The 11,327-nt window shown below is 35.3% G+C and carries 12 protein-coding genes; 9 read left to right on the plus strand and 3 right to left on the minus strand.

The features are described from left to right. The first annotated feature begins 95 nt into the window (after positions 1-95). The 9 genes from ACJJVI_RS07520 to ACJJVI_RS07560 all read left to right on the plus strand — a co-directional run bounded on the left by ACJJVI_RS07520 (position 96) and on the right by ACJJVI_RS07560 (position 8,765). Positions 96-1,388, plus strand: coding sequence for an O-acetylhomoserine aminocarboxypropyltransferase/cysteine synthase family protein (locus tag ACJJVI_RS07520; protein ID WP_036582534.1), 1,293 nt, complete (start codon positions 96-98; stop codon positions 1,386-1,388). After that, positions 1,388-2,377 carry an alpha/beta fold hydrolase gene (locus tag ACJJVI_RS07525; RefSeq protein ID WP_042245713.1) on the plus strand — a complete coding sequence of 330 codons (990 nt, stop codon included), beginning with the start codon at positions 1,388-1,390 and terminating at the stop codon, positions 2,375-2,377. Before ACJJVI_RS07520 ends, ACJJVI_RS07525 begins: the two co-directional genes overlap by 1 nt. A gap of 9 nt (positions 2,378-2,386) precedes the next feature. Next, positions 2,387-3,469 (plus strand): hypothetical protein, encoded by a 1,083-nt coding sequence (locus ACJJVI_RS07530; RefSeq protein ID WP_042269572.1) that lies wholly within the window; start codon positions 2,387-2,389, stop codon positions 3,467-3,469. 80 nt (positions 3,470-3,549) lie between these two features. After that, the gene (locus tag ACJJVI_RS07535) at positions 3,550-3,960 is read left to right on the plus strand and encodes an Rrf2 family transcriptional regulator (RefSeq protein ID WP_036582526.1); all 411 of its coding nucleotides are present in this window, start codon (positions 3,550-3,552) and stop codon (positions 3,958-3,960) included. Between the two features lie 353 nt (positions 3,961-4,313). Then, complete coding sequence (locus ACJJVI_RS07540; RefSeq protein ID WP_042269574.1) at positions 4,314-5,378, plus strand: NAD(P)/FAD-dependent oxidoreductase; 1,065 nt, start codon at positions 4,314-4,316, stop codon at positions 5,376-5,378. Then, positions 5,378-5,701 (plus strand): 2Fe-2S iron-sulfur cluster-binding protein, encoded by a 324-nt coding sequence (locus ACJJVI_RS07545; protein WP_036582522.1) that lies wholly within the window; start codon positions 5,378-5,380, stop codon positions 5,699-5,701. Before ACJJVI_RS07540 ends, ACJJVI_RS07545 begins: the two co-directional genes overlap by 1 nt. Before the next feature lie 21 nt (positions 5,702-5,722). Next, positions 5,723-6,826 (plus strand): acyloxyacyl hydrolase, encoded by a 1,104-nt coding sequence (locus tag ACJJVI_RS07550; RefSeq protein ID WP_405351264.1) that lies wholly within the window; start codon positions 5,723-5,725, stop codon positions 6,824-6,826. 65 nt (positions 6,827-6,891) lie between these two features. After that, positions 6,892-8,001 (plus strand): acyloxyacyl hydrolase, encoded by a 1,110-nt coding sequence (locus ACJJVI_RS07555; protein WP_405351266.1) that lies wholly within the window; start codon positions 6,892-6,894, stop codon positions 7,999-8,001. A gap of 2 nt (positions 8,002-8,003) precedes the next feature. Then, positions 8,004-8,765, plus strand: a complete 762-nt coding sequence (locus ACJJVI_RS07560; protein ID WP_405351268.1) for a GIN domain-containing protein — start codon at positions 8,004-8,006, stop codon at positions 8,763-8,765. Here the strand turns inward: ACJJVI_RS07560 and ACJJVI_RS07565 are convergent, their stop codons facing one another. Genes ACJJVI_RS07565 through gldA form a run of 3 tightly spaced genes read right to left on the minus strand, consistent with a single transcriptional unit; the run spans position 8,766 to position 11,141 of the window. Continuing rightward, positions 8,766-9,365 (minus strand): DUF2911 domain-containing protein, encoded by a 600-nt coding sequence (locus tag ACJJVI_RS07565; protein ID WP_397303009.1) that lies wholly within the window; start codon positions 9,363-9,365, stop codon positions 8,766-8,768. It abuts the gene before it with no gap. A 48-nt stretch (positions 9,366-9,413) separates the two neighbouring features. Next, on the minus strand, positions 9,414-10,211 hold the full coding sequence (locus ACJJVI_RS07570) for a tRNA pseudouridine synthase A (protein WP_405351270.1): 798 nt from the start codon (positions 10,209-10,211) through the stop codon (positions 9,414-9,416). Positions 10,212-10,229: 18 nt separating this feature from the next. Next, positions 10,230-11,141, minus strand: a complete 912-nt coding sequence (gene gldA, locus ACJJVI_RS07575) for a gliding motility-associated ABC transporter ATP-binding subunit GldA (RefSeq protein WP_405351272.1) — start codon at positions 11,139-11,141, stop codon at positions 10,230-10,232. Positions 11,142-11,327 lie beyond the last annotated feature (186 nt).

Raw genomic sequence — 11,327 nt, forward strand, 5'->3', positions numbered from 1 at the left:
TTTTTGATTTTCTATCTAGGCTTTAAGTCTGGACAGGAAGTACTTTTCAATTTGGTTTTGTTCTTAAATCAATTTTTAATTTAAAAAGAAACAAAATGTCAAATCAAAAATTTTCAACAAACGCACTTCATGCAGGTCATGATTTTAAAAACAATGGTGGAACAAGAGCGGTACCTCTATATCAAAGCACAGCATACGTGTTTAACGATAGTGATCATGCAGCAAATTTGTTCTCACTATCAGAGCCAGGTTATATCTATACCAGAATTAATAATCCTACGGTAGACGTTCTAGAACAACGACTTGCGGCTTTAGAAGGTGGTATTGCTGCGGTAGCCACAGCATCAGGAACCAGCGCCATCTCAACAACTTTATTAACCTTGTTAAGGGCCGGAGATCATATTATAGCTAGCAGCTCTCTTTACGGTGGTACTTACAATTTACTTTCGGTTACCTTACCGCGATTCGGTATTACCACCACTTTTGTAGATCCTAACGAGGATGACGCTTTCACAAATGCATTACAAGAAAACACAAGAGCTGTATTTGTTGAATCTCTAGGGAATCCTAAACTTGATGTATTAGATTTAAAAAAGATAAGTGCACAAGCTACTAAAGCTCGTGTGCCATTTATCGTTGATAATACCGTAGCAACTCCTTATCTATTAAATCCTATTGCTCACGGAGCAGATATCGTCATTCACTCGTTGACTAAATATATTAACGGAAACGGAACCGCTCTAGGTGGTGTAATTATCGATGCCGGAAAATTTGACTGGACTAATGGGAAATTTCCAGAATTTACAGAACCTAGTGCCGGTTACCACGGTCTAGTATATGCAGATGTGTTAAAAGAAGCAAGTTTTATTGCCAAAGTGCGTATAGAGGGATTACGCGATTTAGGTGGAGCAATTTCACCATTTAATGCATGGCAAATTATTCAAGGTTTAGAAACATTGAATTTAAGGATTGAGAAACATAGTCAAAATGCACTAGAATTAGCAAAATGGTTAAGAGATAGAGATGAAGTAGAATGGGTGAATTATCCAGGACTTGAGGATAATGCTTACTATAAACTCGCTCAACAATACTTACCAAATGGACAAAGCGGAATTGTAACATTTGGGGTGAAAGGTGGATATGAAAGTGCTAAAAAGATTGTTGATAGTGCTAAAGTTTTCTCTTTATTAGCTAACATAGGAGATACTAAATCATTAATTATTCATCCTGCGAGTACGACACACCAGCAACTTGATGATGAGTCTCAATTAAGTACTGGGGTAACTAAAGATTTAATACGTCTATCTGTTGGGTTAGAAGATATATCAGATCTTAAAAAAGACCTGGAAGAAGCTTTTTCTACTATCGATAAATCAGTATTGATATAATGAGTGGTTCTTTAAACCATATAGAATTACCAGATTTTAAATTAAGCATTGGTAAAGCACAAACAGTTCATGTAAATTATCAAATTTTTGGGTGTCAATTACACACGGCACCCATAATATTGATTAACCATGCTTTAACTGGTAATTCTTCGGTAATTGATTGGTGGTCAGAGATTGTAGGTTCAGGGAAAGTAGTTGATACTAGTCGGTATACCGTTATTTCTATCAATATACCGGGAAATGGATTTGATGAAGAAGTAGAGCACTTGATTTATAATTATCAAGACTGGCGATTAAATGACGTCGCTCGTATTTTTTATCAGGTTTTAAGTGAGCTAAGAGTATGTTACATTCATGCAGGCATCGGTGGTAGTATAGGAGGTTGTTTACTTTGGGAAATGGCAGTGTCTTATCCAGAATTATTCGGTACTATTATTCCTATCGCGGCAGATTGGAAAGCAACAGACTGGGTCATTGCAAACTGTCATATTCAAGAACGACTGCTCTCAAATTCAACTCACCCGATAGAGGATGCGAGACAGCATGCTATGACATTTTATAGAACTCCACAAAGCCTAAGGTATAAATTTAATAGAGAAATAACAACTGATTTTAAAGTGAGGTTGTGGTTGAATTATCATGGTAAAAGTCTTAAAGAGCGGTTTACGCTGCCAGCTTATAAGTTGTTGAATCAATTACTAGCCACTACAAATGCTGCTACAAATAACGATGATAACATATCAAAGGCTATTGCAAATAGTGAAGTAAAAATTAGGTTAATAGCTATTAATAGCGATGGTCTTTTTACAGCCCTAGAGGATCGCGAAACTTTTGACTTATTAAATAATTATAGAGATATAGAGTACCAAGAAATAGATAGTATTCACGGTCATGATGCCTTTTTAATAGAGCACATACAAGTAGAGGAAATATTAAAAAAATATCTAAAAGAAATTGAACCTATTGCGCTTGTGAAAAAGTGCGCCTAAAATTTAATTATGAATATCATACATATATATTTATTTGGTTTAGGCAACGTCGGTAGTACGTTGATTAAGCAAATATTAGAGAGTCAACATTTTTTTAAAATTAATCAAAGTGTTGAATTGAAAATAGTCGGATTAGCAAATAGCCGGAAAGTATTGACAGTAGCCGATGGAATTGGAGAGGATTGGGAACAAGTTTTTGTTGAACAATCTGTAACCAGGCGACCTGATGCTTTTTATGAATTTGCAATGACTAATGATGAGGTACGCATTGCGGTAGATGCAACTGCTAGTAAAGAACTTTCACGCTTTTATCCAGAACTAGTGGAACAAGGTTTTCATGTAGTAACTGCAAATAAAATTGCAAATACATTATCTCAAGAATTTTATGATGACTTACGTTTATTGCTAAAAGAAAGGGAATTGTCATTTGAATATGAGACTAATGTTGGTGCAGGTTTACCTATAGTAGACACGATACGTAATTTACATAAAAGCGGTGAAGAGATATTTGCTGTTAATGGTGTTTTTTCCGGTTCTTTAGGGTATATTTTTAATCGTTTTTCTCAAGAAGAAGTACCTTTTTCACAAATTGTTTTAGAGGCACTTAAGCAGGGATATACAGAGCCTGATCCTCGAGAAGATTTATCAGGTAATGATGTCGCAAGAAAACTGCTTGTACTAGCTCGAGAATCTGGATTAAAAGTGGAGTTTTCAGATATCATTATTGAAAACTTAGTAGTAACCGATTTACAAACAGCTTCTGCAAATCAATTCATTGATAGGATTACAGAATTAGATAAACCTTTACAACATCATAAATCTCGATTACAGCCTGATGAGGTGTTAAGACACTTAGGTAAACTTGATGTCGTTAATAAGAGTCTTGAAGTTTCTCTACAAGTGGTAAAAAAAGATAGCCCTGCCGGGCAATTGCAAGGTAGTGATGGGTTTTTTGAGATTTATTCGGAGTCTTATGCCGCACATCCTTTAGTTATAAAAGGTGCCGGAGCAGGCAAAGCTGTTACGGCACGTGGACTTTTATCTGATATCATAAAAATAGTCAAATCTTGTCCGGTGGTAACTTATAAATAATCTCAGTTAAATAATCTTTTTATTATTTTTTCTAGAGGTTAATTGAAGTGATTAATCTCTAGAAAATACTACATTTGACCATGCTATCACGTAAGACTAAATATGGAATTAAAGCATTAACTTATCTAGCAAGACTAGATAATAATGATCCTGTATCAATTAGTACCATCGCAGATGCTGAGCATATTCCACATAAATTTCTAGAAGCAATTTTATTAGAATTACGTAAAAACAGTATTCTAGGATCCAGAAAAGGAAAAGGTGGTGGTTATTATTTAATGCAATCGCCAGCAACAGTGCGTATGTCGGCCGTGCATCGTATTCTAGAAGGTCCTATAGCCATGTTACCATGTGTAAGTCTCAATTTTTATGAAAAATGTGATGATTGTATTGATGAAGAAACTTGTGCTGTAAATAGATTAATGACTCAGGTTCGTGATAATACTCTTGAGATTCTTGAAAATCAAACACTTAAGGATTTGATTAAATAATTTTTTTAATTTTATTACCCTATTAAGCTTATAGGATATATATTTTATTATATATTCGTCCTGTTATTTAATAATGACGTTAGTTTTGGATAGGTCGTACTAAAACACGAGTTGGGATTATTTGATTGGGCTGTTTTCAAATAATTATAATAACTCGTGTTTAGACCTTATCACTACTTTGTTAAACTGATAAATGTCATTGTTCCTCAATTTTTTTTGACACTACTTAACTAAAAGTGTGTTTTCAATCATTTTCATTACTCAAATACTTCCCGTTGACTTGGTTACAATCCAATTGATGCCGACCTTTGCATAGGTCAATCGTTTGGCCTTAATGTTGGTAGTATAAAGTTATGATAGAAACAGATATTCTTATAATAGGAGCAGGTCCTACAGGTCTTTTTACCGTTTTTGAAGCAGGTTTATTAAAGTTAAAATGCCATTTAATAGACGCACTACCGCAACCTGGTGGACAGTGTAGTGAGTTATATCCTAAAAAACCTATATACGATATACCTGGTTTTCCAGAAGTTCTAGCCGGTGATTTAGTAGATAATCTTATGGAACAAATAAAGCCTTTTCAACCAGGATTTACTTTAGGCGAGCGAGCAGAAGAAATTGAGAAATTAGAAGATGGTACTTTTATAGTGACTACTAATAAAGGAACTAAACATCATGCAAATGCTGTAGCCATTGCTGGAGGATTAGGTTCTTTTGAGCCACGTAAACCACAGATTGAAGGAATAGAGAATTATGAAGATCACGGTGTGGCTTACATGATTAAAGACCCAGAAGCTTTTAGAGATAAAAAAGTTGTTATCGCTGGTGGTGGTGATAGTGCTTTAGACTGGTCTATCTTTTTAGCAAATGTTGCTCAAGAAGTGACACTCGTGCATAGGAGAGAAGAGTTCCGTGGTGCGTTAGATAGCGTTGAAAAAGTTCAAGAATTAGTTACCCAGAACAAAATTAACTTGATAACACCTGCTGAGGTGACAGATGTGAAAGGTAGTGATAAGGTAGAGTCTGTAACAATAACAATACACGATGAAGCAAAGCGTTTTCAAGAAATTGAATGTGATGCCTTTGTACCATTATTTGGCTTGTCTCCTAAGTTAGGGCCTATTGCAAATTGGGGTCTTGAAATAGAGAAAAACGCTATTAAAGTAGATAATACTTTAGACTATCAGACTAACATCCCGGGAATTTATGCTATCGGAGACGTGAATACTTACCCAGGAAAGTTAAAGTTGATTTTATGTGGTTTTCACGAGGCAACTTTAATGTGTCAAAGCGTTTATCAGCGTATGAATCCTAATAAAAAATATGTTCTTAAATATACTACCGTAGGTGGTATCGATGGTTTTGATGGTTCTCGTAAAGAGGCAGAAAAAGCCGTGATTAAAAAAATAGGTTCATAATGGATCCAGATGTAAATATTACTATCATAGATAGAGAAGGTGTAGAGCATCAAGTTCAAGCACCTACAGATATGAACATGAATTTAATGGAAGTTTGTAAAGCTTATGAACTACCAGTAGAAGCAGTTTGTGGAGGAATGGCAATGTGTGCCACCTGTCAGGTATATGTAAAGAGCGATCACGATTTAGGTGAGCGCAATCCAGATGAAGAAGCTATGCTTTGGGAAGCTTTACATGTGCAAGATAATAGTCGTTTGGGATGTCAAATTCCTATTTCTACTGATTTAGAAGGGCTCATTGTTCAATTAGCTCCAGAGCAGTAATCTATTTCATATTTTAGCACAATGAATAATTGGATCATTGTGCTTGTTTTGTTTGCTTTCGCGAAAGCGTCTCTAGCACAAACTAATGAGCCAGCTGTTTCAAGCTCATTCTCTATAGATGCGAGCTATTATTATGGAGCTGTTCTACAGCACAACTCAGATATCGCTCACTTAATCACGGGTCATCCAGAAGGTGTAATCTTACGCTATAATGAACGTACTTATGGTGAGAAGGAATGGCAATCTTTGTATGGATTTCCAGATTTTGGGTTTACTTTTTCTTATCAAAATTTAAAGAACAGGTCACTCGGTGAAGCTTTTGGAGCTTATGCGCACTACAATTTTTATGCATTCCATAGACAGTTGCAGTATAGTATTGGTACAGGAATAGCTTATATGACAAATCCTTATGACCCAGTAACCAACTTCAGGAATGTAGCCTACGGTACGCGTTTCACAAGTGCAACCTATCTGCAAGCAAACTACCGTAAAGAAAATCTAATAGGTTCCATAGGGTTTCAAACTGGAATTACCTTAATTCATTACTCAAACGGAAATATTAAGGAGCCTAACACATCTACTAATTCACTTCTTTTTAATGTAGGTCTTAACTGGTCCTTAGAGCCAGAAAATCCAATTTATAAAAGATGGAGTATTGAAAAATATAAAGAACCTATTCATGTTAATGCTATTCTTAGATATGGATGGAATGAGAGCAACTTGCGAGGTAGTGGACAATTTCCGTTTTATACCTTCAGCTTTTACGTAGATAAACGATTAAATAAAAAGAGTTCAATTCATGCCGGTACCGAGTTAATGCTCACAGATTTTTTAAAAGAGCATCGAGATTATCAGGCAAATAGTTTCCCTAATAGTGGTATTACAGGTAATGAGTCAACAGCTAGAATAGGCTTGTTTGCAGGCCACGAACTACATATAGGGAAAACCAGTGTGCTCACCTATTTAGGTGTATACCTGTACGATGAAATCAATTATGGATCAGTAATTTATAATCGAATAGGCTTGCAACGTAGGATTACTAATCATTGGCTAACTAGCTTAACCCTTAAATCTCATGGAGCAAGTGCCGAGGCTTTAAGTATAGGATTAGGATATAGACTGTAAGAATAGTATGAGAAACTTATTTTTGAAAGGTTAATTGGCAGGATTCTATTTCATACTTTAGCGCTATGAATAAATGGATTATTGTTTTTCTGTGTCTCGCTTTTGCGAAAGCGTCTCTAGCGCAGGAATCTGAAAATATTAAATTACCAGTAGTTCGTAATTTTGAAGCTTCCTATTTGTATGGAACGATTTTAGAACATAATCCAGATATAGCACATTTAATAACGGATCATCCTAGTGGTGTAATGTTGCGTTATAATCGCAAGACTTATGGCGAAAAGGAATGGGAATCACGTTATAACTATCCAGATTGGGGAATTACAGCAGTCTATCAAGACCTTAAAAACTTATATCTAGGAGAAGTGTATTCTGCATACGGACATTATAATTTTTACTTTTTCAATAGAAATCTAGAGCTTAGTTTAGGAACTGGTCTAGCTTATATCAATAGACCTTTTGATCCAGTGACTAATGCACGCAATAACGCCTATGGTTCTAGAATCACCAGTTCTACTTATTTACTTGTTGATTACAAGAGAGAAAATATCTATAGAGGAATAGGTTTTCAAGCAGGATTTACTATTGTTCACTACTCAAATGCAAATGTAAAAGCTCCTAATAACTCTACAAACAGTTGGCTTTTTAATGTGGGATTAAATTATAGCCTAGGCTATGATAAAGCACCAGCATACAAGAAATGGGAAAAGACTCCATACTCAGAGAAAATAAGTTTTAATGCGGTAGCAAGAATAGGTGTCAATGAAAGTGATGTACGAGGTAGTGGTCAGTATCCTTTTTATACTTTTTCTTTTTATGCAGACAAGCGTATAGGTTTTAAAAGTAGTCTACATGCTGGAACAGAAGTAATGATTTCAGAGTTTTTAAAAGAATACCGAGATTATCAGGCAAATAGTTATCCCGAAAATGGCATAACAGGTGATGAAAATTTCCAACGTGTAGGAGTTTTTATAGGTCATGAATTACATTTAGGTAAAACAAGTGTGGTAACGCAGTTTGGCTATTATGTGTATAGACCAATTGAATTTGAAACATCAAATTATAATAGAATAGGGTTACAACGCAGGTTTAATGAACATGTGTTTGCTAGTTTAACATTGAAGTCCCACGGCGCTGCTGCCGAAGGTGTTAGTCTAGGAATAGGATATAGATTATAGAAATGAGAACATTTTTTAAAATAAGTATAGTATTTCTGCTGGTTTTTATATCCAGTTGTGATTCTGAAAACGGTTTGAATTGTACGCAAGCCGCTGGTGATTTAGTACGTCAAGAATTAAGTGTAGAATCTTTTGAAAGAGTACTTGTTTATGAAAGAACAAGATTACTTGTGCAGCAAGGTCCAGAATACAAGGTGATTGTAGAAACTGGAGAGAATTTATTGAATGATATAGATATAAAGGTACAGGATAATCAACTTATCATAGTCAATAATAATGGTTGTAATCTAGTGAGAGATTATGGAATTACTACAGTTACGGTTATCGCTCCTGACTTGACTGAGATTAGATCCAGTACCGGAGAAGATACCCGTAGTATAGGAACTTTAAATTATCCAAGCTTAACCTTGTATTCTGAAGACGCCCAAGAAGAAGACCTATATCACACTACCGGTAATTTTTATCTAGATTTAGATGTCGATAGTTTTAGAATCGTAACTAATAATTTAAGTAACTTTTATCTTAATGGTGAAGTAAACAATGCTTCATTAGAATGGTATTCTGGCGATGGACAGCTGTTTGCTAGTGATCTAGAAATCCAAAATGCGCAAGTTTATCATCGCGGCACACACAATTGGCAAATTGATGTAAAACAAAACATCGCCGGTAGCATTGTGGGCTACGGCGATGTAATATTAGAGTCTGCTCCAGTTTCTGTAAACGTTCAAGAAACCTGGGAAGGCAGGTTGATTATTAAAAATTAATTATTGTAGTACAATAGGCAATTCAGCTCTGTAAGTTCCCCATCCTATCTTTAAATGTACTGTGTTGTCATTCTTAGGTGAGTACAACGCAATACTTAATTGTTCTAAGCTCTTTGAATCTTTAGTTACAGGAATTGTTACTGTAACAAGATCAAGTTCTGGTTTATGGCTGTAGTTTCCCCAACCATCATTTTCTGAGTTGATGTGAACGGTCCATTCATTCTCACTAGGAGTAATAACGATAGAGTAGCGACCAGCTTTAATTAATTTTCCACCTATCATGGCATCTTTCATAAGTAATAATTCGGTGCTTTCGTTTGCACCTACACGCCATGACTCACCTAGTTTTGTGATTCCATCCTCGCGGTTATCTGTCGTGCGAAAGATGCTGCGGCCATTTAATGATGGTCTACTATATAAAACACGTATCTGTGGTTCAAGAGCCATTTTTTGCTCTTCAGTTTTTGCAAATTGTCTTTTTGCAGCTTGAGAAGGGAAGAAAGCCGCATCCATTGGGCTTTTATCTGGATCTACAAAATCTTGCGCATAGAGATTACTGCTTATTAAGGCAATCGCTAGAAGTAAAAGTATCTTTTTCATGGTATTTATTTTATGAGATAAAGATAAATGTAAACCATCACTAAAATATCACGATTCACTTTTGCTTAACTCCATACGGTACAACATTAATCCGCTCGCAGGTGCGATATGAGATAAATGTATCTTTTTACTACCATCCAGAGTTTCTTTAAAATCGTCAAGTGTAATTTTATGCATTCCCAGATCAAATAAAGCTCCCATCATTAAACGTACTTGATGTCTTTTAAAACCCATTCCGGTTACTCTAAAAGCATAACTTTTTTCTGGAAAAAAATTAGCTGTAAACAAGGTGTTTTCTTCGATAAGACAACTGTTCACAGTACTTACTGTATCGGTGGTGTCGGATGGTTTATATGTATAAGACCAGAAGTTATGTGTTCCTTCAAATAGTCTTGAAGCGGTTTTCATCAATTCAATATCCAGTTCTGTTTTCATGTACACCATTAAGGATGCGCAAAAAGGATGAAATTTTTCACCATGGGAAAACAAATAGATATATTCTTTCTCTTTAGGATGTTGAATGACATTAAACTTTGCGTTAGTTTCTTCTATCGCTAGTGCTCTAATATCGCTAGGCAAGTTCAAATTAAATTCTGCTAGAAAGGTATCTAGATTTAATGCTTCATCATCCAGAAATAACTCAATAATAGTTTCATTTACAGACACACGAGCATCAGTTCTACCAGCGGCAAGGACTTTAAAATTAGGGTGGTCTAGAACAAATCGCAAGGTGCGTTTTACCATCTTTTCCACGGTAGGAACGTCAGGCTGTTTTTGCCATCCATGAAAACGGAATCCTAGATACTGTAATTTAATGAGGTAATAAAGACGTTGCGGTTTTTGCATGTGCAAAGATGAGAATTTCTACTCACCAGTCAACTCCTGAAACATCGTCTCAAGATTTTTATTTCTTTTATTAAGCGATAAGATTTTTAACTCATTATCATGTGCAAAATCAAAAACAGCACTACGCATATCCTCTTGTGTCTCAAATCTTAAAGAATATGTGAAACCAGGTTCTTTGACAAGATCAGTTACTTCTCTTACTTTAGTAATGCGATTCAATAACTCTGGTTCTACTTTATAGTCAAACTCCACCTCAATGACTTGAGCGGCATCACTTTTAAGGTTCTTCAAATAATCGTCGGCAACAATTTTACCGTTATTGATAATAATCACACGATCGCACATCGCTTCTACTTCTTGCATGATGTGTGTGGATAATAATATGGTCGTATGCGCACCTACTTTTTTAATAAGTTGACGTATTTCAACCAGTTGATTAGGATCTAATCCAGTAGTAGGTTCATCAAGGATAAGTACTTTAGGTTGATGTAATAGCGCATTTGCAAGACCTACACGTTGTTTGTATCCTTTGGATAGTTGGCTTATTTTTTTACCTATGTGAGAAGTCAGTCCAGTTTCTTCTATAACTTGTGTAATACGGTTTTTAGCATCTTTAATGTGGTAGACTCCAGCACTAAAATCTAAATATTCACGCACATACATTTCTGGATATAAAGGATTACTCTCAGGCAAATAACCTATAGATTCTTGAACTTCTTTTTGTGCCGTTAAGATATCGTGACCATTAACGGTGGCACTACCTTCGTTAGGATTTAAGTAAGTCGTTAAAATACGCATCATGGTGGATTTTCCGGCACCATTAGGACCTAGGAAACCTACAATTTCTCCGCTTTTGATAGAAAAACTGATTTTATCGAGCGTCTTTTGGCTACCGTAATTTTTTGATATGTTTTGAACTTCTATAGACATCAGGTAAAGATAAGAAATGAGAAGATTAGGTCTGGTGTTTTAACACGCTTTCGCGAAAGCATATTTATAAAAATCTCTAGTTCACTTATAAATATCACAAATGAATTCTGATTTTATTCCTAATAATAACGTCAGATTTTAAATAATTATATAATTTTTTTTTAAAAACTCCTGATTTAAAAAATT

It is taken from the genome of Nonlabens sp. Asnod3-H03, assembly GCF_045063665.1.
Lineage (GTDB): Bacteria > Bacteroidota > Bacteroidia > Flavobacteriales > Flavobacteriaceae > Nonlabens > Nonlabens ulvanivorans.